Annotated in this window: 30 protein-coding genes; 4 read left to right on the plus strand and 26 right to left on the minus strand. The window is 50.5% G+C overall.

Annotation, left to right across the window (positions count from 1 at the left end):
• Nucleotides 1-140: 140 nt before the first annotated feature.
• The 6 genes from M989_RS13415 to M989_RS13435 form a co-directional block, all read right to left on the minus strand.
• Nucleotides 141-332, minus strand: a complete 192-nt coding sequence (locus M989_RS13415) for a hypothetical protein (protein WP_064546085.1) — start codon at nucleotides 330-332, stop codon at nucleotides 141-143.
• 397 nt (nucleotides 333-729) lie between these two features.
• Entirely contained in the window at nucleotides 730-2,022 is a 1,293-nt protein-coding gene (locus M989_RS13420) for a DUF6575 domain-containing protein (RefSeq protein ID WP_064546087.1), read from the minus strand.
• The gene (locus tag M989_RS25580) at nucleotides 2,019-2,441 is read right to left on the minus strand and encodes a hypothetical protein (RefSeq protein ID WP_157093555.1); all 423 of its coding nucleotides are present in this window, start codon (nucleotides 2,439-2,441) and stop codon (nucleotides 2,019-2,021) included. Before M989_RS25580 ends, M989_RS13420 begins: the two co-directional genes overlap by 4 nt.
• Before the next feature lie 186 nt (nucleotides 2,442-2,627).
• A complete protein-coding gene (locus tag M989_RS13425) occupies nucleotides 2,628-3,134 on the minus strand; it encodes a DUF2514 domain-containing protein (protein ID WP_245191263.1) in 507 nt (168 codons plus the stop codon).
• The gene (locus M989_RS13430; protein ID WP_064546091.1) at nucleotides 3,131-3,670 is read right to left on the minus strand and encodes a lysozyme; all 540 of its coding nucleotides are present in this window, start codon (nucleotides 3,668-3,670) and stop codon (nucleotides 3,131-3,133) included. The genes M989_RS13425 and M989_RS13430 overlap by 4 nt, the downstream gene beginning before the upstream one ends.
• A 1-nt stretch (nucleotide 3,671) precedes the next feature.
• A complete protein-coding gene (locus tag M989_RS13435) occupies nucleotides 3,672-3,920 on the minus strand; it encodes a class II holin family protein (protein ID WP_064546093.1) in 249 nt (82 codons plus the stop codon).
• A gap of 677 nt (nucleotides 3,921-4,597) precedes the next feature.
• Here M989_RS13435 and M989_RS13440 point away from each other — a divergent pair.
• Nucleotides 4,598-5,059, plus strand: coding sequence for a hypothetical protein (locus M989_RS13440; RefSeq protein WP_064546095.1), 462 nt, complete (start codon nucleotides 4,598-4,600; stop codon nucleotides 5,057-5,059).
• Nucleotides 5,060-5,130: 71 nt separating this feature from the next.
• Here M989_RS13440 and M989_RS13445 read toward each other — a convergent pair whose 3' ends face one another.
• The 20 genes from M989_RS13445 to M989_RS24655 form a co-directional block, all read right to left on the minus strand.
• Nucleotides 5,131-5,730: a hypothetical protein gene (locus M989_RS13445; RefSeq protein WP_064546097.1), complete on the minus strand. Its 600-nt coding sequence runs from the start codon at nucleotides 5,728-5,730 to the stop codon at nucleotides 5,131-5,133.
• A 12-nt stretch (nucleotides 5,731-5,742) separates the two neighbouring features.
• Complete coding sequence (locus tag M989_RS13450; protein ID WP_064546099.1) at nucleotides 5,743-6,792, minus strand: DUF968 domain-containing protein; 1,050 nt, start codon at nucleotides 6,790-6,792, stop codon at nucleotides 5,743-5,745.
• Nucleotides 6,777-7,154, minus strand: coding sequence for a RusA family crossover junction endodeoxyribonuclease (locus M989_RS13455; RefSeq protein WP_064546102.1), 378 nt, complete (start codon nucleotides 7,152-7,154; stop codon nucleotides 6,777-6,779). The genes M989_RS13450 and M989_RS13455 overlap by 16 nt, the downstream gene beginning before the upstream one ends.
• Nucleotides 7,151-7,351 (minus strand): hypothetical protein, encoded by a 201-nt coding sequence (locus tag M989_RS13460; RefSeq protein ID WP_064546104.1) that lies wholly within the window; start codon nucleotides 7,349-7,351, stop codon nucleotides 7,151-7,153. The genes M989_RS13455 and M989_RS13460 overlap by 4 nt, the downstream gene beginning before the upstream one ends.
• A gap of 422 nt (nucleotides 7,352-7,773) precedes the next feature.
• Nucleotides 7,774-8,007 (minus strand): DinI-like family protein, encoded by a 234-nt coding sequence (locus tag M989_RS13465; protein WP_064546106.1) that lies wholly within the window; start codon nucleotides 8,005-8,007, stop codon nucleotides 7,774-7,776.
• A 150-nt stretch (nucleotides 8,008-8,157) separates the two neighbouring features.
• Complete coding sequence (locus M989_RS13470) at nucleotides 8,158-8,412, minus strand: hypothetical protein (protein ID WP_064546108.1); 255 nt, start codon at nucleotides 8,410-8,412, stop codon at nucleotides 8,158-8,160.
• Nucleotides 8,413-9,219: 807 nt separating this feature from the next.
• The gene (locus tag M989_RS13475) at nucleotides 9,220-11,268 is read right to left on the minus strand and encodes a DNA cytosine methyltransferase (protein ID WP_064546110.1); all 2,049 of its coding nucleotides are present in this window, start codon (nucleotides 11,266-11,268) and stop codon (nucleotides 9,220-9,222) included.
• Nucleotides 11,265-11,525, minus strand: a complete 261-nt coding sequence (locus tag M989_RS13480) for a hypothetical protein (RefSeq protein ID WP_064546112.1) — start codon at nucleotides 11,523-11,525, stop codon at nucleotides 11,265-11,267. The genes M989_RS13475 and M989_RS13480 overlap by 4 nt, the downstream gene beginning before the upstream one ends.
• Nucleotides 11,522-11,818, minus strand: a complete 297-nt coding sequence (locus tag M989_RS13485) for a hypothetical protein (RefSeq protein WP_064546114.1) — start codon at nucleotides 11,816-11,818, stop codon at nucleotides 11,522-11,524. The genes M989_RS13480 and M989_RS13485 overlap by 4 nt, the downstream gene beginning before the upstream one ends.
• Nucleotides 11,811-12,026 carry a hypothetical protein gene (locus M989_RS13490; protein WP_064546116.1) on the minus strand — a complete coding sequence of 72 codons (216 nt, stop codon included), beginning with the start codon at nucleotides 12,024-12,026 and terminating at the stop codon, nucleotides 11,811-11,813. The genes M989_RS13485 and M989_RS13490 overlap by 8 nt, the downstream gene beginning before the upstream one ends.
• Before the next feature lie 109 nt (nucleotides 12,027-12,135).
• Nucleotides 12,136-12,453: a hypothetical protein gene (locus M989_RS13495; protein WP_064546118.1), complete on the minus strand. Its 318-nt coding sequence runs from the start codon at nucleotides 12,451-12,453 to the stop codon at nucleotides 12,136-12,138.
• Nucleotides 12,450-12,875, minus strand: coding sequence for a hypothetical protein (locus tag M989_RS13500; protein WP_064546119.1), 426 nt, complete (start codon nucleotides 12,873-12,875; stop codon nucleotides 12,450-12,452). The genes M989_RS13495 and M989_RS13500 overlap by 4 nt, the downstream gene beginning before the upstream one ends.
• A complete protein-coding gene (locus M989_RS13505; protein WP_064546120.1) occupies nucleotides 12,872-13,105 on the minus strand; it encodes a hypothetical protein in 234 nt (77 codons plus the stop codon). Before M989_RS13505 ends, M989_RS13500 begins: the two co-directional genes overlap by 4 nt.
• Entirely contained in the window at nucleotides 13,102-13,353 is a 252-nt protein-coding gene (locus M989_RS13510) for a hypothetical protein (protein WP_064546122.1), read from the minus strand. Before M989_RS13510 ends, M989_RS13505 begins: the two co-directional genes overlap by 4 nt.
• Entirely contained in the window at nucleotides 13,350-13,676 is a 327-nt protein-coding gene (locus M989_RS26260) for a hypothetical protein (RefSeq protein ID WP_064546124.1), read from the minus strand. The genes M989_RS13510 and M989_RS26260 overlap by 4 nt, the downstream gene beginning before the upstream one ends.
• Before the next feature lie 2 nt (nucleotides 13,677-13,678).
• Complete coding sequence (locus tag M989_RS13520; protein WP_064546126.1) at nucleotides 13,679-14,119, minus strand: PerC family transcriptional regulator; 441 nt, start codon at nucleotides 14,117-14,119, stop codon at nucleotides 13,679-13,681.
• 18 nt (nucleotides 14,120-14,137) lie between these two features.
• The gene (locus M989_RS13525) at nucleotides 14,138-14,878 is read right to left on the minus strand and encodes an ATP-binding protein (RefSeq protein ID WP_064546128.1); all 741 of its coding nucleotides are present in this window, start codon (nucleotides 14,876-14,878) and stop codon (nucleotides 14,138-14,140) included.
• Nucleotides 14,879-14,880: 2 nt separating this feature from the next.
• A complete protein-coding gene (locus tag M989_RS13530) occupies nucleotides 14,881-15,711 on the minus strand; it encodes a DUF1376 domain-containing protein (protein ID WP_064546131.1) in 831 nt (276 codons plus the stop codon).
• A 54-nt stretch (nucleotides 15,712-15,765) separates the two neighbouring features.
• Nucleotides 15,766-16,320: a toxin YdaT family protein gene (locus tag M989_RS13535; protein ID WP_064546133.1), complete on the minus strand. Its 555-nt coding sequence runs from the start codon at nucleotides 16,318-16,320 to the stop codon at nucleotides 15,766-15,768.
• Between the two features lie 2 nt (nucleotides 16,321-16,322).
• Nucleotides 16,323-16,553, minus strand: a complete 231-nt coding sequence (locus M989_RS24655; RefSeq protein ID WP_074398795.1) for a transcriptional regulator — start codon at nucleotides 16,551-16,553, stop codon at nucleotides 16,323-16,325.
• A 122-nt stretch (nucleotides 16,554-16,675) separates the two neighbouring features.
• Between M989_RS24655 and M989_RS13540 the strand changes: the two genes are divergently transcribed.
• The 3 genes from M989_RS13540 to M989_RS13545 all read left to right on the plus strand — a co-directional run bounded on the left by M989_RS13540 (nucleotide 16,676) and on the right by M989_RS13545 (nucleotide 17,864).
• Nucleotides 16,676-17,071: a helix-turn-helix domain-containing protein gene (locus tag M989_RS13540; RefSeq protein ID WP_064546135.1), complete on the plus strand. Its 396-nt coding sequence runs from the start codon at nucleotides 16,676-16,678 to the stop codon at nucleotides 17,069-17,071.
• Between the two features lie 266 nt (nucleotides 17,072-17,337).
• A complete protein-coding gene (locus M989_RS25885) occupies nucleotides 17,338-17,478 on the plus strand; it encodes a hypothetical protein (RefSeq protein WP_167351059.1) in 141 nt (46 codons plus the stop codon).
• 41 nt (nucleotides 17,479-17,519) lie between these two features.
• Nucleotides 17,520-17,864 (plus strand): Rrf2 family transcriptional regulator, encoded by a 345-nt coding sequence (locus M989_RS13545; RefSeq protein WP_083965163.1) that lies wholly within the window; start codon nucleotides 17,520-17,522, stop codon nucleotides 17,862-17,864.
• Nucleotides 17,865-17,972 lie beyond the last annotated feature (108 nt).

Consider the following 17,972-nt stretch of genomic DNA (forward strand, 5'->3'; position numbering starts at 1 on the left):
CTCAAACGATAATAAATATCACTTACATTATGACATTGACGGTTTCTACTTTCACAAAGTCCGCCAACTAAGCTGGCATTCGCGTGTCAGGTATACAAAAATGCCCACCTAAGTGGGCATCCTATGAATTGTTGACCTTCTCAATTTAGGAAATGAATCAAGCCAGGATTAACCGTTACAACCTTCCCGTTATCCATTTCAACTAATGCCTGTTCACATACATAAGGATGATTACTTTCGTCAAAAAACCTTATCGGAGCAAACTTTATAAATGTTCCTTCCTCCTGCTCATACGCATCAACTATTCGACAACGACGAGTTTTTTCAGACATTCATCTATCTCCTTTATTAGCCGAGATTTTATAATAGCTAAGATTTATCCTAATGGATCGCTACTACCTTGTTTTAGGCTGCTCCTGACAGTTTTTTCCATACTTTTTATACGTCAGAATTTCCCTTTTAGTCGGCTATCCATAGCGGCAACATCCAAGCTCATGATTATGAACATTTTTAAATTATTCGACATCTATGCATAATCATCTCTAACGAGCTCAATAACATGAGCACATGATGGTGATAACCTTGGTTCCGAAAAACTAGGCGTTTCCCGTGGCAAGCGCCCTGTCGAGAGGTTCCATCAAAAATGAAAAGGATAAGAAGAAGATGACCTGTCAAAAAAAACCACCGACATATATCAGTGGTTCATTTTTAATTACGACAATTAGCTATTTACAAAGGCGTATAATGATTTTTCAATTCACGACACCAATGTTTGATAGTTGTAGCACGTCGTTCAATCGTATCTCGACTTAGAGAGTGACATTGTTCCAGTAGGAAGTCTAAAGCACTGTCTGGATCAACCTGAGATAAATGTTCAACATTCGCCCAATTTATCCAAGCCCAACCCACATGGCTCACTTCAAATTTTCTCGCTGCAATTTTATGCCTTGTCGCCTCGTCACTTTGTACGAGTTGTTGGCCAGACGTCGTAACATTACCAAAGCTATCAAGTAATCCCAAAACTTTAGCAGCATGTTTATAATAGTAGATATGTCTATCTTGTAAGCCAGTATTAACTGGAGTAAGTGGCTCCCCACTCCAAACAATTTCTACTAATTTATAAACCGTCTCCAGGACATCTGCTTGAGGTATTTGATGCCCCCCAACCAATAAAGTAGAAAGACGCGATAGATTTTTTAAATAGAACTCAGCACCAGCTTTTGTAACAACAAGAACTAACTCACCTGTCTGGTTGCTATTGAGTTCCATATTCGTGCCTGTCTCGACTATGGATTGTAAGAGATCTGTCAAAGCTTGAACATCAATACCTTTTTCGAAAATAAAGGGGATGATATCCGCTCTCAACTCTATCAGTCTGCTTAACTCTCTAAATATTTCTTCAAAGGAATGTAATTCCTCAGCTTTAAAAGAAATAATAAAGGAACCAGGCCGCGCATCTACAGGCCGTAATTTATCTTTGCATTTTGCCATTTCCAGCATTCGGTCATAAAGATCGCTGAATCTGTCACATACATTTGACACATGACTCAAGACTAAATTTTTTGCGTTTTTCCTTGAGCTTTTTTCTAAATGAATCTCATGAGTTGAGTAAGTAATAGCCTCACCCAGCCTTCCACTTGGCATTACTGGAACCACCGAACTTATATAAAGCTCAGAAGCGGGTAAAGGTAATTCAAATATTTCAGCCAGATTTTTATTCAGCCAAGTAACATTACTTGTGCGATCGTAAGGTATGTGAGCTTCATAGAAAAAGCTTTGCTCCTGATTAATTAGAGCATCACGAATACATATTCTTTTTCTCTCAATCAACTCTAACCTGCCTGGAGAGATTGGTATGATATACCAACTATCACATTCATCATCCTCACCAATCCAGTAAACGATAAAAAGTGTACTAACTTCATTTTCTACTGAAAAGAAGCGAGGCTCCTCGAAGAACTCATAGACTCTTTTGTAACATAGAGTTCCCATCATTGTATTAGGTAGAAAAACGTTACTCATACGCCTTCTCCTATACAGTGAAATTGTTCATGAATAGAACTATTACGCTTGAGCCAAATTGTGTAGTGAGCTGGGTCGGCAAATGTTTTTTTCATCACTCCAAAGACGGAGCTGACCTGACCACTAGCAACGAGTCGATTACCAAGAGCAGCTGGGAATTTAGCTTTTGCGTCGGTAGCCCCGCGTGATTCTGAAAAGAATGATGTTCCATAGACACACTGAAGTGCTTCCCCACGACACTTCTTGTGTCGTTGTGGATACTCTTCATGTGTAGAGAGGAAACATGCAGGGGTTGGGGGATTTGCCCTAACTAAGCGATAAAACTCACCCTCAGCGTCAACAGCTGATGTCGGAGGCACTCCAACCGGGAAAAAATCGGGCCAAGAATCCTCTTCAAGTTCAACAGCTACTTCTGACATAAAATCATTCCGTGTAGTCAAAGAAAAAACTGCCAACACGATAGCATTTATAATTTTGATCAAAAAAGGCGGTTGGCATCGGTTGCAATATAGCAAAAGTAGACAATTTGTGAACCCAGTTGTGCAAGATTAGCGCTCGCAATTCACAATACCTGCTGCGTCACCAGCTCAACATCATCATGCCAACTATTTAATATGTCCTGAGTTCCTCACTGAGCCGTAAATCCGTTCACACGTCATTCCGGCCCTGTAACTTTCGTCAGCTCGTCCAGCATAATACCGAGCTTCTTCTGCAAGACTTCCGAGCATGTCGGCGAGCATTGCGCCGTCGGCTCCGGCTGTTTTGCTTCTGACGGAAGCGGCAAGATCTGCGGTGTGCTTTGCGGCGTCCAGGCGGGTAGCGAGGTTTCTTGCTTGCTGTTGCAGCTGGCTAACAGTGGTAGCCAAGCCAGCAGAAGTAATGGCAGCGCTCGCTGCTTTAGCTTGAGCATCTTTAACAGCCTCATCACGGGCTATTGTTCGCCCTTGTTCAATCATGCGAGCAGCGGTCTGTGCGTTCGCTTCCTGTGAAGATTCCGCGCTATCCCGGTCAGCCCACTTTATTTTCCAGCTGCGGTTCGCCCACTCACTACCAGCGAGGAACGCACCAGACAATGCGACAACCACGATGATGCAGATGCTGGTGGGCTTCACTGGTCTATCCCCCAGCACGTCAGCGCGCTTTCCTGGTCCCGTCGTTCTACCTGCCCATAGCAGCCATTCTTCTGGCCTTTGGTCAGGCGGCAATCGCGGCCACCGTCTTTAATCCACCAGCGGATAGCTTCACAGGCTCCTTTCGTATCGCCAGCGTTCATGCGCTTATAGAACGTTGATGGGTAGCATTTGCCCGGTCCGATGTTGTAAGGGCAGAACGATGCAATGCCGACCTTCTGCGGTTCCGTCAGCGGTACCTTGATATTGCGGTCAACCCACGCCAGTGCCTTGTCGCGCTCAATGGCGTTAACCTTCTTGCATTGGGCCTCGGTTGCAGTTTGACCTTTCACAACGGGCTTACCGTCGATTACGGTGACGCCGTGACATAGCGACCAGACACCACCGGGATCGACAACAGCCACCAGCGCATTGCCTTCTTTTTCGTTAATGAATTGGTCAAACAATGCCTCCGCTGTAGCACCAGCACCGATAAGCGCAAGCATGGCGGCGCTCAGCTTTGTTTTTGTCGATGCCATATTAATGATCCTGTGGTGGTGAAGTGATGTAGCCACGCGCAAGGGCATCTTCGTATGCCTTCGTCTGCCGTCGTTTGAAGTAAAGGTTGGTGAAGAAGGTCGCTATGCCCAGAACTACGCCACTCACAAGAGCTATAAAGTTCCAGTCAAGCCCATGAAACCAGTCATAGACGCGCGCTAACCCTGTGCAAATTAGGCCGCCTGACGTGCAGTACGTGGCCGCCGAAAAGATTTTGTCAGGCATTTTCATAGTCTCTCACCTCGCTGCGTGGCGGGTGCTGTGTGTGATGGAAGGGATCAGGCCCGTGGGCTCTAAGGTAAAGGGGGATGTAAGAAGTGATTCCCGGACCCTGAAATAAAAAAGGCCCACTCAGATGAGCAGGCCAAGGTAAGGGGTGCAGCGCCGGGTGCCTCCCGGTGAATCAGCCAGTCAACTGATCCGCGCGCATTTGTGCATTCATCGTTCTGACTGTACGCCCCTCCGCACAGGGGGATTCGCTGCACAAATAAATTAAATCTATTTCATAAGCATCGTCAATGCTTACCAACACGGGTCAATAATCTTTAAAGCAGAATGCCCCTGCAATCAGAACCACCACAGCCACCAGGAGCAAAATTGTCATTATCATTTTTTTCTCCAGACTGTAGGCAATCATTGCTAACGCTAACAGCAGTATTGATGAGATGGGCCATGTGCTTTCAAAGAAAAACAGCATATTGATTACTCACAAATTACTGTACTCACCCTAAGACTACGTGAATACATATAGAGTTACCAGCCACACTCTCGCGGTGGCCACGCTCATGCCCTTGAGGTGCTGTCGCTCTATCGCCGCTGATAACCGGTACGCGTCTGGCGTTCGCGCTGCTTTACCGGAGCTATTTTTGATATAGGAACCTTAACCCATCGCTACACAGGCTCGCTCAATGGCGACTCAGGGCAGCATCATGACTGCTGCTTTGCCTTTCGGCTGCGGTCTGTGCGTTTACTGGTGCATTTTCTTACCCTCCAGAAACGCAAAATCTCCGGCTATTGCCAGAAACAGGATCGGACATAATCCCACCATTGATATTGCTGTGAGTCCTCTCAGAAAAATTAATGAGGGGAGTAAAGGTCAGGCTCGCGGGCTCTTAGGTAAAAGGTCATTAATGAGTGATTCCCGGAGCCTGAAAATTAAAAAGGCCACCAGATGGCAGCCTTTATATGAAGTGAAAATGTTGTGTGTTCTTGCGAGGAACGGCGATGTGACAGGGGTACTGATGCAATGCATCCCGCGAATACCCCTGTCGTATCGCCGCAAAACAAAAGCCCCGACTGGCGGGGCTCTCGCTATATTCAAATTGTCGCTTAACGTCGCTGCCATCGTGGCGCAGCTCTGCCAAGCATGAATGAATTATCTGATTTTCTGGTCAGTTTTCAACAAAAAAACGAATTTAGAGCACAAATAGCTAAAACACCTTTACTTTTCCATCAGCTTACGGGATGAGAGAAACACCTTTGCCCGGAAAATCTCAAGGCACCAGCGAACCCGCTTCCGGGCCTCTCCATCAGTCAACCAGGGGGCGATCGACTGTAGTTCCCTGGTAATATCCGCTATTTTTTTTCGCGTGGTGTAATACTGAAGGCCAATAACGTAGACGGGATCGTTGATATCAAAGGCCGACAGTACAGACTCTTCTATAAAATCCACATCATCATTAGTCATTGCCTCATCAATGATACTGTGTGGCGCTTGAGGCCAGAGTATGCAATGCGCTCTCTTTAAAGCCTGCTCACCTTTGAAACCCTCGCGCCTTGCCTGGTCAAGAGCAACTGTAAATCGCTCCAGAGCTTTGTCTGACCAGCGGCCCCTTCTGATTACGTTCCAGCATGCATGCTCGCGCGGCATACGCGGGGCGGCTCCGCCCCGAACACCTTCCCCCCATGTTGAAAGCAATGATTTTATCCATGCGGACTGAATGCAGGTTAGGAGCATACTTTTACCCAGCCAGCTTTTGCGGGGCGCGGCGGCGACAGTGGCGAGCCCTTGTTGGTGCAGACGGCGTTGACGTGGTGTCATGATGATTCTCCTTTACGCCAGAACGCCGAGCGCATAGGCCCGGTCCAGCAATTGAATGATTAACACTGGCTGCGGCGCATACTCGCGCTCGAATGCGGCGGGATTATCATGTAACTGCCGATGATGAACCCGGCATAGCGGTATGGTGAAAATGTCGTGGGCTTTGGTTGCCATCCCGCCCTGTCCCCATCCGATAAGATGGTGGGCATCATCTGCCGGCTGTCCACAGCACGCGCACGGCTGGGTTTTAACCCACTCAATAAAGCGCGGAGAGATCCAGCGAATACGCTTAGGCCGCGCGAATAATGTGGCCGGGGCTTCGGCGTCTACCTGAACCTGAACAACTGGTTTTACGGTTTTTGGTTGCGGTTGTGGTTCAGCCGCGGCTGGGCGAGCGGGAACAAGACTAATGCGTTCCGCGAGTATGTCCGCTGCAGGACGTGACGGAACTATCTCGCTTTCTTTGTAGACTGACTGGATAGGATCATCTTTGAGGCCAAGGGAGCGGCTCGCCATATTTTCAGTTATGGCATCGCCTATCCCCTCAGACACTGCCCACCAGCACAACTCAGCCAGCGAAAGCATTCTGTCAGCCGCGCAGCCGGTTTTGATCCGCACACATTCAATCACCCAATCAGTGAGGTTTCTGGCGATCAAATCATCCAGAACTTTGTCGCTCTGGTTGCGTAATTCGTTGTCACAATGCCAACAGGCAACTATCGCCCCCGGTTCATGCCGGAACATAACCAGCTCGCGGTGGTGGTAGTTGCTGTGTGGCCACTGGCATTTTGAAACATGCCGCCCCAGCCAGTCTTCAAGCGCCGACACGCCACCAGCAGCGCGAACAACACGCGGATCCAGAAAGAAAGAGGTTAATGTCGGGTCTTCCGCCAGTAACTGGCGAGCATCCGCTATTTTTCCCGACGGTAAATCCTTCATGGAGTCCGGTTGCTGTTCTATCAGAACGCGGCCGGCGCTGAACAAGCCCATTAGCTCCTTGCCAGGCTTCAGCAGAACAATTCCCATATGACGGGCAATCTCAGGCATCAGGAGAGCTCGCACGATTCCCCCTCCCGGATGATCATCTTTCCGATTTCTCCCCAGATTTTGGTTACACGGCCATCCCAGATATGGCTATCTTCGCCAAAAATGGCATCCAGCAGCGCCTTCTCTAAATTATCTTTATCGGGCTTTTGCTGGTGGGGCTTCCCGTCCATCAGGGACCGTTTCTTTTTGCTCCAGCTCGGCGGCATCGGCAGCACAAAAATAACGTGATACCCACTTTCCGGGAGCGAAACATTGTTCAACCTCACCTCATCACAGAAAGCACGGTACCGGAGAACCTCCGGGCGCTTTTTCCATTTATCGGCGCGGGTCATTCGTGGTTTGCCCAGTGGGGTAATGTTGAAAACCTTCTCGTTCATTTCCCCCCTCGCGAGCACATAGAGCGCTGTGTACGCTGGTGGCCGTTTGATACAGGCAGGAACGCTGATACAACCCAAAAGCGGGGATCAACATCGAGGCTTTTTTCTACGGTGATGTTATTCGCACGATAACGGGCCACCAGCTCTTCGGCCTGTTCTTCGGTAAGGTTGTCCTGGTAGAACCAGTCTCTTTTCATACCGTACCCCGGCAGAAAAAAGACAAAAAGAAACCGCTGACGTGGCTGCACATCAGGAAGTAATTCGTAGTGTGTATTTTTTGCGCCATGGTGTCTCCGTGGCGCAGCAGGTATAGGTTGTTCAGGCCTATGACGGGAGTTTAGCAGAACCAGACGGAATGAGGTAACCGGATCTGGACTTCGCCATTTCAATCATTTGTGCGAATAATGACGGAGTGCCGACAATTTCATCTGGCTGCAATGGCATGAAAGAAACCATATCGCCGCGGCGGTACATCAAAGCACGTTCAGTTACGGGGAATGACGCCAGCCTGGCGACTATAACGCCGTCATCACACCTGATTACAACATACCCACGGTCAGGCATATTCTGTTTTTGTTCCACTAAAAAACCCTCGCTACGGCAATGTGTCAGCGTCGAATTAATAAAACCAGTCGTCTGCGCTTTCCCACGTTTCCTGCAGGATTTCCTCTACTCGCTTTTTGTCGCCATCTGCTCCCCCGATAACGCTGAGGCCATCAGAACCCGCACGGCGCACAATCAGCCTGCAATCGTCATAGTTCTGATTCAGGCGGCGAAGCAGTTCAGTTTGCAGCGCAGCTTCTGCGCCAGTGGGCAGTTTTTTGGTTTTGTCGATCGTCACTTCAACTTTCATAATTCCTCCCGCTCAAAATACTGTATAAATAAACAGTATACCCATACGGGAGATTTATCAATCCCGGAAAAGCATTTTTTGTGAAAGTTACCCCATTGTTTCCATTGTGTTTTTATACCAGTAACAAAAAACCCGCCGGAGCGGGTCATGTCAGGGTTTAAGCTCGAAATCATCATCAAATATTGGTTGGGCGCTCATCGACTCATAGTGGTTGATGTATTCGATCCCCTCTCTGAGTGACGTAGGGTACGGAAACTCGAATACAAAACAGTCTTCATAAGCCCGACCAAACCACCATCCTCCGCCGTAAATTTTTGCGCGCTGAAAGAAAATCCACTTACCTGGAATAATACGATCCAACACGTTGCCACGGTGAACGACGTCGTAATTAGCACTACTACCCATAGTGGCACCTCGCCAACAAAAACACTGTACATACAAACAGTATTATTTCGCTAATGAGGTGTCAAATGTAGGGGGGGGTGGGATGAAGAAAAAAAGCTAAATGCTACTTTTGAGCGGAAATTTCACGCTCGATCAAATTTTCATTTTTTTTTGCAAATTATTGACATTCCCGCCAGTCCTTATGCGCCGTGGACTTAGCCTTTTTTTCCCTTTAACAACCTCAATTTAACGTCAAAAACAACCCTTGTACTGAAAAGAATCCCCACTAGAATACTAACCATATAGAACAACTAATTAATTCAAAACCACTACATGTAGTGGTTATCCACAGGTTGTTTTGCTTTGCGGTAGAAATGAAAAAACCCGGTTGACTAGACCGGGTTCTTCAGTCGGTAAACAGAGTTCGCACCTCTGCTTACCTTGCCAAATGTATCTGGCGACTGAGGTAAGCTTAAACAATTGACGTGGATTCTTCAAGCGACCTGAAACACCCTGGAACGCTTTGGAACGGTTTAGAACATGATTTAAAAGCGAAATTTTCGCCTGGGTTTTTGGTGACTCGAAAGCCCCACCCAAATAAGAAATCGTGCCGAATGTATCTGGCGACTACTGATACAACAACTGCAAAGGCAAGCCCCAGGGTGTTTGCAGCGAGGCGCGACAAAGCTGAGTGAGGCCAATCATGGTTAACTTGCTTTTCAAAATCGTACCTCCGATGGTCGTGATTATTAAAGCGATCATCGAGTACGTGAACCAGCGCCCGTAAGCATGGTTTTTGCTAAAGGCCCAGAAATGGGCCTTTTCTTTTTACGCTGCAATTCCTTTCTGATTACACAGTTCCGGCAAATTGGCCCTTACCAGCGCCTCAGCAAACGGCGGCGGCACGGCGTTACCGCAGCGCGCAACCTGCTTGTCTTTCGGGTACTTCTTGCCTGTATAGTCCTGGTCAATGATGTACCACTCCGGGAAGCCCTGTGCGCGGTATAGTTCATGCGGTTGCAGCATGCGCATGCCGATATCAACGATGCGGTAAGTGATGCCGTCAACGGCCACCAGCCCGTCGCAATCCTCGCCGCAGTATTCCCGCAGGAACGCCAGCGTTTGCTGCGCGCGGTGCTCGTCATACCCGTCAGCTGCCAGCGTGGTTTGCACCTCTCCTACGTGCTGGCCACCAGCGGTGACCGTTGGCATAGGTTCATCCGTGCGTTGCCCGTCCCGGCAAGTTCCGCGCAGCTTCACCAGGTGTGAGGCGACAACAGCATGGTGATCGACAGTAGTGACCGAGTGTGCCGGTTCGTCAAGGCTGACGCCCGGCCCGGTATAATTCCCGCCGTAATGCTTCGCCAAAAACGCGCTCACCGTTGCAAACTTATTGCCCCCGGCTGTAACAGTGCCCAGAGGTTTATCAAGTTGCAGTACGCGCGGTTGCTGGCAAGGTCGCTCACCGTACCCCATCTGAATCAGCGTCGGCGTCACCAACTGCGATTTACCGCCACCGCCCGCCGTGATAGTCGCGCTTGGCTCATCTGCCCGGTGGCCGATGCTGGCGCCGAACTGCCGGGCGATGACCGGCGCAACCAGACAGGCCCGGGATTGCTTCATGATGGTATGGGCAGGTTTATCCAGCGGGCGCGGCTTCGCCTGGTACTCACTGCCGCCGTTTCCAGCCAGGAACGGGGTCAGCGCCGCCTCGACAACACCGAGAGCATGCCCATTCCCGCCCGGGCGCGCCGACGTGCCAGCGGTCACCGTTGGTACTGGCTCCGTAACTGGCTGGCCGGTTGCGCCGGTGCGGAACTTCGTCAGGTGCGGTACGGCTATCGCATAGCCGTGCTTTTTAGTAATTGTCTGCAGCGGTGCGTCAAGCTCCTGGCCACGGAAGCAGTCATAACTTCCTTTCGAGGTGGTGTGGTTACACTTCACGATAAACGGCGACGGGCTATCGATGACAAACCGCTGGATGCCGCGCGCGATCCGTTTCAGCGTATTCTTTGCCAGAGACTTTTTGCGGTCGAAAATGCTCGGGGCCGGAATTGACCAGTCGATGCATTCTGCCGCTGTGCGCCACGGCGCCAGCTTGCCACTCAGAACGGCAGCTGATTTCGGGTCGCCGTGCGTTACCTCTGGCCACACAATCGGCTCCCCGTCCCGGCGCATGACCATGAAGAACCGTTTACGGATGGTCGGCGCGCCATAGTCGCATGCGCGCAGCTCACGGAACTCAACGACATAACCCAGCCCTTTCACCAGTCGCGCTGCGTCTTTGCTGTCGAGAGGGATATCCAGAAATTCACAGCACTCCACCAGCGCTGGATGATCTGCCGGGATGCCGGTTGTCAGCATGCCTACAAAAGCCTGGAATGTTTCGCCAATACGCGCCGGATCCGGGCGACTATAGCCAGGATAAACGGGGCCAATAAAATTCACCATCATAGCCTCAGTCAAATCTGGCTTTGGCGGTGTATGAATCAGCGGCCCCCACGTTTTAAACTCTTCGACGTTCTCCAGCATCATCACCCGCGGGTCAACATCCAGCCCCCAACGCAAAGTTACCCACGCCAGCCCACGAATCGCTTTTTCAACGGGTTTAGCGCCCTTCGCTTTCGAGAAATGGCGGCAATCCGGCGAGGACCATACCAGCGCAACACGACGGCCGGCGGTCGCAACCTTCGGCCGTACCGCATAAACGGACTCGCAATAGTGCAGCGTGTTCGGGTGGTTGGTGGTGTGCATCGCTATCGCGTTCGGGTCGTGGTTGATCGCAATATCCACGCTGCGGCCAGTCGCCATTTCAATCCCAGTAGATGCCCCGCCGCCGCCGGCAAAATTATCAACAATGATTTCTGAATCTCTCACGCGTATTTCTCCATAGCGGCGGCCAGCGAACGCGCCGCGGTGATGATTGACGGTACCGGCATTTTTTCCAGCCACATACGGTTAATGTGATGCTGCAGGCGGCGCTGGTGATGCGCCGGGAGTTCCCCGGCGACTTCAATCTGAGAAAAGACCATGCCGACTTCAGCAGGCCATACCGTCTCAGGCACTTCCACCAGCAGCAGACCTTCCAGCTCAATGACGCGTTTGCAGGCGTACTCGAGTAATGGATCGTTCACGCGCTCCCCCCTGTCCGTTTATTTCGCATTCTTTCCCTGTTGCGCTTCTGCCTCTCCGCTCTCTGCCCAGGGGTTTCATTGGCGCGCGCTCTAGCGTTTGATTCACGATTACGGCGGCGGCGAGCATCTTCAGAACTTTCAGCATTACTCTTCGCCTTCCGTAGCTCCCGCAGTTCTTTCAGAGCAGCCAATTGGCGAGGGTAAAGCGCATAGCGCTCAAGCCCCCAGATAAGTTGATCCAGTTCTTCATCGGTTACTGGTGCTTGAGGGTCTGTTAACTGCTGGTTATTCATCGCTATTGTCCTCGCAGCAGTAGTGTCGGCCTTCTGGATCGTCTGTTTTGCACCCGCAGATTTCACATTCAATTTCGGTGAATGGATTCCCATCACCGCCAGGCCATTCTTCCATGTCATCTTCGTGCTGGCAGTTACGGCATAACTTCTGACCGTTCAGCATATCTTCTTTGCAGCGTGGACAGCGGTCTAAATCTTCGTGTCTCATTTGGATTGCTCCTTGCATTTGTGACTTTCCGGATCGTCGGCTTTGTAAAAGCCTCCGCAGATAGGGCAGCGAACCTCTGGCACATCATCGTAATTTGACGTTCCGGTAATCATTGTCCTTCTCCTTCGATAACCGGCATAAACGACAGGTCGGCAAAGAACTCACCGAAGCCAAAACATACTGAGTAAGCTAATCGCCCATGAGGTTTAAACCCCGGATTGGTGATGTCAGTAGTCGCGTAAGTTGACGTTATTTCATCAACCACCGCCTGCGGCGCTGACGGGCTATCGACCCATGGAATGCAAATCAGGTCAAAGTCACGTGCCATCGTTCCGTGTATTGCCATCGCGTAGCCGTGTTTGCGCGCTATCTCTGCCAGCTCTGGATAAATGGCGCAGTAAACAGGAGCAAGGTTTGCAGCTTTCATCGCTCGCCTCCTTCGATAACCTGGATGCCAGCGGCGCGGAGTGCAGTTGCGCAGTCCTTTCTCATGCTGGAGGTGCCAGCAGCATACCCTTGGTACCACTCAGCATTGGAGCCCAGGACAGGTAGCTCTGGCAGCTTCACGGTGACGGCGCGGGACTTCATCAGCGCCATCTTCTTCAGGTCATCCTGCGCTCGCTGGAACTTCATGCCGTAATCAGTGGCGATTTCTTCCAGCTCCTCCACTCGCTTGCGAAGGCCTTCTATCTCGCCATTACGGGAAATCAAATCACGGGCCATGCGCTCGTTTTCTGTGTCGCCCACTCGCAGCGCATCAAACAGCCGCCCCCAGGAATCTGACATAGGTACGCTGTTTTCCTGCATCAGAGAGGCAAGACGCTGCGCCAGTGCGGTGATATCGTTCATTGGGCTGACTCCTCGAATAAAACTTCACCTTCAACACCGCCGATCTGATAGACGATTGAACTATCTTCCCGATACTCCATCGGTGCAGCGCTCCATCCCTCGCCGCTTGGGTCGTCATCATCACCAACCTGAACAAATCCCCCAGTAACAACCGTGGCCGAATATGTTTCACCCTCAGACCAGTAGCCTTCGGTATCTTTGATGCATTTCAGGAAAATCAGATTGCTCATTGCGTGGCTCCTTCGAGTGCTGCGGCGATCTCTTCGAAAAACTTCTCCCGGGTATGGCTGGTCATGGCCGGTACAAACGCAGCCATCAGCATGCCCTGATCGCAGTTCTCATCGTCGGAAAGCAGAACAATTTTCTTATCCAACCGAACTTTGGCCTCCTGCAGCTGCTCGTTCCGGCTGGCGCGCTGGAGGTATTCAGCGATAATTGCGATCGCCTTTTTGGTTTCTTTCACAGTGGTTTCGTTCATGCTCTCCGCTCCAGATACACATACCGTTTCACCATGCCCAGCGGCAGCTCTAACTTTTCAGCTATATCCCGGAGTTTCACCCCACCAGCGTGCAGTTCGCGCGCAAGCTCCACATCCGCTTCCGGATATTTAACCGACTGGTGGAACCTGCCGCGGAGCCGCAAATTAATACCAACCTCCCGTGCTTTCGTTCTGACTGCCGATTCTGATCGCCCAATGAGCAAACCAATCTGTTTTACTCTCATGTTCCCGCTACACTGATGAACAACTATCAATTCCGCTCGACACCAGTCCTTGCCTTTCTTTCGTATTCTCCTAGCCATCGTTAGCACCTCTGCGCATTACGAAGGCAGCGAGACCGCATTCTGGCGATTCTCCACAGCTCGTTTGAAGTACCGGCCATCCCCATGACTGCCGTATAAACTGTCGCAGCGCGGCGCCACAACCCTTTGCCTTCCAGCTTTTTGGCCTGGCCTATCGCTGCCTGAACTTCCTGCATGTTCTCAACTGCTGGCCTCGGTTCCATGTTTGGTAGTTCGACATCAGGCACCTCGGTTCCAGCTGCAACGTAATACACAAACTGGGTACCGTTATGCTCCCGGCGCAGTTTTCCGGCGTTGTGGAGGCTGCGCAGATGGTTACCAGCGCTGCTCGATGGGAGTTCCAGAACTTCACACACATCCTGAAGGACGCAATCTGGCGTTCTGTCCACGATGGCGAGCACCAGCTGCGCCTGTGTTACTCGGTTTTTGGTCTTTTTGGTCATTGGTCAAAACTCGCTTTGTTACTTAACGACCCGTAGATGGGTCACGTTTTTGCGGTAACTTCCCCAGGTAAAATTCACCCAGATACCGCCATCCATCGTCAGGCGATCCATAACTCGCTCGCCTAAGATATTCGTCAGCTCGTCATGGTTGAGGTTGGTCAACACCCCGACTGGCTTCATTGCCGCCAGGCGGCGGTCGATAATCTGGTTAAGCACCACCTGTTCGCCGCGTGTTTCGCGCTGTACTCCGACTTCATCAAGTACCAGCAGGTCAACACGGCATAGGCTATCCAGCAGAGACGCTTCGGACTGGCCACCGTCGTAGCACTCCCGAACTTTCAGCATCAGATCCATCACGGTGATAACCAGTACGCTGTGATCTCGCTTGATCAGGCTGTTGCCGATGGCCGCCGCCAAATGATTTTTTCCGGTGCCGCAGCCACCGCTGAAAATGAAGCTGGCGAATCCAGTACCGAAATGTTCGGCATAGCTCTTGGCCATGCTCAACGCGTGGCGCTGACCTTCGTTGTTCACCTGGTAGCTGGCGAACGTACAGCCGCGGTGAAGATCACAGATGCCAGACCGCCCGAAAATCTTTTCGGTGCGCACCTTCCGGTTTTCTTTCTCGACTTCGGCAGCTCGTTTTTTCCCCTCCGTGCGCTGCCACTCCATCAGCTCCTGCGCGTTCTGGAAGCGAGGCTGAACACCCGGTGGCATCATTTTTTGTAAACGGCTAAACAGGTCACTCGTTGATTTCATGGTTAGCCCCTGAATCCCGGTGGGATCGTTGTGTCAGGTTGAGAAATCTTTATCCCGGTCGGTTTTTTTGAACCGCCAAAGCTACGTGGCTGTGATCGGGAGTTTCTGAGGCTTTGTGCAAACGCCTGCTCCCACTGCTGGTGGTGTTTAACCTTGCCCTCTGGTTCCCAGAAGTCGCGGAACTGTTGCAACTCTTCGGGGGAGTAGCCCGGTTCAGTACCAAGCTGGATGCCCCACAACGCTGCTTGTTTCACAAAGTCGGGGCCCGGATGCCATTCAGGGGTGATCGAGAATTTCCCGAAAGGCGCGAGATATTCCTGACCGGGACTTTTCCCGTTCTGTTCAACGCCAGGCTCGCACGCTTCTCTCTCTCTGGTTTTATTTATTAGATCTGTATCTGTATCTGGATCTTTATTAGTTGGGTTTCCGTTGTCGTTCTGTTCCAACGGTGGATTAACACCCGTTGAACGCCCGTTCCCATTCCGTTGGTCATTCGTTGATTTTTTAGCCTTTCTAGCCTCCGCCGAGGCTTTTCCCGCTGCTGACTTCTGACTAATTGACGTTTTGACGGCTTCAAGATCTCTCTCGATTCTTTCCTGCGACCACTCGGTGCCGTTATCGTTGAAAAACTCTTTCAACGAACTTTCAACGGCAATCCAACGGTCGTTACTCAGCCGTGCAATTTTCGCTAGTCGGTTTTTGGGGATCGGCCTACCTGTCTGCCAGTAATTGAACATCAGCAGCAGGTATGCTCCATGCTCTTCCGTAGACAAATGCATGGTGTCTGCCAGATAGTCAGCAATGTAGAGTTGCATGTAAGGCAGTGCTGCCATGGTTACTCCTACCCTCAACTTGCAGAGGATTTATGGTCATTGGTAAAAACTCGATTAAAAACACTGTGGCGCTACGGCGGCTACGCTCGCCAGTAGTGGTCCCGCCATATCTGCTGGAAGCAGGTTAAACAATGCGATTGCAGCCTCTCTTATCTCGCGTTCAAGTTTCTGAACCGGAGCACCTAACAACTTCGCCTGGTGAGCATCGCTACACTCTTTGATCGCACTGGCCACCAGCTCTGTTTCCGTTAACCCGCGCTTTAAACCGTACTTACGGGCTACTTCAATCGGCATCGCATCAGCAATCGCCGTGGAAAGCTGGATGACATAACCGGTGTATTTCTCCGAACCGCTTTCGTTCTTCAGATAGCGATACAGGTTTTGTTTGTTAACACTGATGCCGCGACCGTTTTGTTTTTCCCACTGTTCGGCCACCAGCTGCGCCACCGCATCCTGTGCTTTGCCGGGGATCATGGATTCCCATTCCTGCACTGCCGCATAAATTTTCTGGCACTGCATGCCATCGCGGCGACGTGGCGAATACTGATTTTTTGTTTTCAGCTTTGAACTGAGTACTGAATTACGATGTTCAATAGTGAACGGCTGCATATTTAGGCTTCCTCTCTCGGCATTCCATCTGTTGGGTTCGGGTAGAGGTCTGGGCGTAGTTCGTGTGGAGTAACAGCCCAGTTCAGCGCCCTACTAGCGTTAATGACTTCGGTACTTGCCACACCATTTCGAAACCAGGCCGATACCGTTTGTGAGTTTTTACCTAACCGGCGCGCTAACTCAGACTGGCTACCGCACACGGATAAAATTTTTTGTTGAATGCTCTCTTGCATGGCTCCTCCCAAATTTGTTTTCACATAATTGATAATTTTATTTTCAGTGTCAAGAAAATTAACTAGTCACAACTGAAAAGAAACTTTGTATCCTCAGGTATTGGTTTGATTGGAAACGGCATATGAACTTCGAAAACAGACTGCAGCAGGCAATAGATGAGGCGGGGATCTCACAATCTGAGCTCGGTAGACGGGTCGGGGTTAACTCGCAATCTGTAAGCGGATGGTGTAATGCCGGGATCATTCCAAGAAAAGAAAAACTAGCGTTGTTGCCGCAAGCACTGGGCAGGCCGCTGTATTGGTTCTTCATGAGTGAAGAAGAAGAGCATGCTATCGAAGCCGCCACAGCAAGTAAGACGGTTTTGAATGAAAAGCAAAGCAAGTTGCTTCAAATCTTTGATCAGCTTCCTGAAGCGGAGCAGGACCGGTTCATTACTCTTGCCGAAACACGTTTAGAAGAACTGGATAAGTTCATACAAGAGTATCTACAGCGTCGGAAAACGGATCCCACGTCGTAACGAGCGCTATCAGTAACTAAAAGCCACTATTTTGTGGCTTTTTTTTCGCCTTTAACGCCCCCTCATACCACACGCCAAAATCATCACTGATATTTTTATTATCAATTTTCAATTGACGACTGATAAATTTATTTGTAGCCTTAATTCCAGTACAACACGTCCCCCATTTGAACTGACCACCATCAGTCCTTTTGGGTGAACATCATAAACGCGCAGCAGGCAGTACCGTTCCGTCAGCCAGACGTTAAGGGCACACAGGAGAAATCATGATTGATTTTGCACGCGAACCAGCACGGCAGCAGGCCGTAAAGTTGAATTTTATTGAGGCATGGCTCCGCCGCCTCTGCTACTTCCTAGCCCAGAAAGGCGACCCGGCTGCCGACCAACAGCCTGTAAAAAGTTACTAATCGAGTTTTGACCAATGGCCGTTATGGCCGGAGAAGTGATCATGGAATTTGGAATGAAACGCGTTCTGGCATCCGTTCAGGCCGCAGCCACTTTGAATAAGCTCTATAACGGCTCGCCCGTTTCTCTGACGGCCATCAGCAAAGAGTCAAAGCTGTCGACTTCATACCTTGAGCAGATCTTCAAAAAGCTGCGTACGGGTAACCTGGTTATTTCACAGCGCGGCCCCGGTGGCGGATACAGCCCTCGAAGCGATGACATAACCGTTACAGACGTGATCACCGCAGTATCTAAACTGCCAGCGCATAAAACCTTTTATCCTATCCTGCGAGCTCTTGATGACGTTCGTATTTCACAGTTGCTGCGGGGCGATTCGCCAGCCCCATAAAGCACAAAACCCGCGCAAGGCGGGTTAAGTACCCGGAAAGCCGACCAAAGCGTTCCGGTTTCGAGTTTTGACCAATGACCACCACCAAGGCGGCTGCCATCAGCTGCC

The organism is Kluyvera georgiana ATCC 51603 (genome assembly GCF_001654985.1).
GTDB classification, from domain to species: Bacteria; Pseudomonadota; Gammaproteobacteria; order Enterobacterales; family Enterobacteriaceae; genus Kluyvera; species Kluyvera georgiana.

What these genes read in the sequence shown, in the direction of transcription:
- M989_RS26260 (WP_064546124.1), bottom strand. Translation starts at nt 13,676, where the DNA reads ATGGCTAGGAGAATACGAAAGAAAGGCAAGGACTGGTGTCGAGCGGAA.
- M989_RS13445 (WP_064546097.1), bottom strand. Translation starts at nt 5,730, where the DNA reads ATGACACCACGTCAACGCCGTCTGCACCAACAAGGGCTCGCCACTGTC.
- M989_RS13430 (WP_064546091.1), bottom strand. Translation starts at nt 3,670, where the DNA reads ATGGCATCGACAAAAACAAAGCTGAGCGCCGCCATGCTTGCGCTTATC.
- M989_RS13495 (WP_064546118.1), bottom strand. Translation starts at nt 12,453, where the DNA reads ATGAAAGCTGCAAACCTTGCTCCTGTTTACTGCGCCATTTATCCAGAG.
- M989_RS13530 (WP_064546131.1), bottom strand. Translation starts at nt 15,711, where the DNA reads ATGGCAGCACTGCCTTACATGCAACTCTACATTGCTGACTATCTGGCA.
- M989_RS13415 (WP_064546085.1), bottom strand. Translation starts at nt 332, where the DNA reads ATGTCTGAAAAAACTCGTCGTTGTCGAATAGTTGATGCGTATGAGCAG.
- M989_RS13545 (WP_083965163.1), top strand. Translation starts at nt 17,520, where the DNA reads ATGGAATTTGGAATGAAACGCGTTCTGGCATCCGTTCAGGCCGCAGCC.
- M989_RS13520 (WP_064546126.1), bottom strand. Translation starts at nt 14,119, where the DNA reads ATGACCAAAAAGACCAAAAACCGAGTAACACAGGCGCAGCTGGTGCTC.
- M989_RS13505 (WP_064546120.1), bottom strand. Translation starts at nt 13,105, where the DNA reads ATGAGCAATCTGATTTTCCTGAAATGCATCAAAGATACCGAAGGCTAC.
- M989_RS13510 (WP_064546122.1), bottom strand. Translation starts at nt 13,353, where the DNA reads ATGAACGAAACCACTGTGAAAGAAACCAAAAAGGCGATCGCAATTATC.
- M989_RS25885 (WP_167351059.1), top strand. Translation starts at nt 17,338, where the DNA reads ATGATTGATTTTGCACGCGAACCAGCACGGCAGCAGGCCGTAAAGTTG.
- M989_RS13440 (WP_064546095.1), top strand. Translation starts at nt 4,598, where the DNA reads ATGGCGACTCAGGGCAGCATCATGACTGCTGCTTTGCCTTTCGGCTGC.
- M989_RS13540 (WP_064546135.1), top strand. Translation starts at nt 16,676, where the DNA reads ATGAACTTCGAAAACAGACTGCAGCAGGCAATAGATGAGGCGGGGATC.
- M989_RS13500 (WP_064546119.1), bottom strand. Translation starts at nt 12,875, where the DNA reads ATGAACGATATCACCGCACTGGCGCAGCGTCTTGCCTCTCTGATGCAG.
- M989_RS13455 (WP_064546102.1), bottom strand. Translation starts at nt 7,154, where the DNA reads ATGAACGAGAAGGTTTTCAACATTACCCCACTGGGCAAACCACGAATG.
- M989_RS13525 (WP_064546128.1), bottom strand. Translation starts at nt 14,878, where the DNA reads ATGAAATCAACGAGTGACCTGTTTAGCCGTTTACAAAAAATGATGCCA.
- M989_RS13470 (WP_064546108.1), bottom strand. Translation starts at nt 8,412, where the DNA reads ATGGGTAGTAGTGCTAATTACGACGTCGTTCACCGTGGCAACGTGTTG.
- M989_RS13485 (WP_064546114.1), bottom strand. Translation starts at nt 11,818, where the DNA reads ATGAATAACCAGCAGTTAACAGACCCTCAAGCACCAGTAACCGATGAA.
- M989_RS13420 (WP_064546087.1), bottom strand. Translation starts at nt 2,022, where the DNA reads ATGAGTAACGTTTTTCTACCTAATACAATGATGGGAACTCTATGTTAC.
- M989_RS13490 (WP_064546116.1), bottom strand. Translation starts at nt 12,026, where the DNA reads ATGAGACACGAAGATTTAGACCGCTGTCCACGCTGCAAAGAAGATATG.
- M989_RS24655 (WP_074398795.1), bottom strand. Translation starts at nt 16,553, where the DNA reads ATGCAAGAGAGCATTCAACAAAAAATTTTATCCGTGTGCGGTAGCCAG.
- M989_RS13460 (WP_064546104.1), bottom strand. Translation starts at nt 7,351, where the DNA reads ATGAAAAGAGACTGGTTCTACCAGGACAACCTTACCGAAGAACAGGCC.
- M989_RS25580 (WP_157093555.1), bottom strand. Translation starts at nt 2,441, where the DNA reads ATGTCAGAAGTAGCTGTTGAACTTGAAGAGGATTCTTGGCCCGATTTT.
- M989_RS13535 (WP_064546133.1), bottom strand. Translation starts at nt 16,320, where the DNA reads ATGCAGCCGTTCACTATTGAACATCGTAATTCAGTACTCAGTTCAAAG.
- M989_RS13465 (WP_064546106.1), bottom strand. Translation starts at nt 8,007, where the DNA reads ATGAAAGTTGAAGTGACGATCGACAAAACCAAAAAACTGCCCACTGGC.
- M989_RS13435 (WP_064546093.1), bottom strand. Translation starts at nt 3,920, where the DNA reads ATGAAAATGCCTGACAAAATCTTTTCGGCGGCCACGTACTGCACGTCA.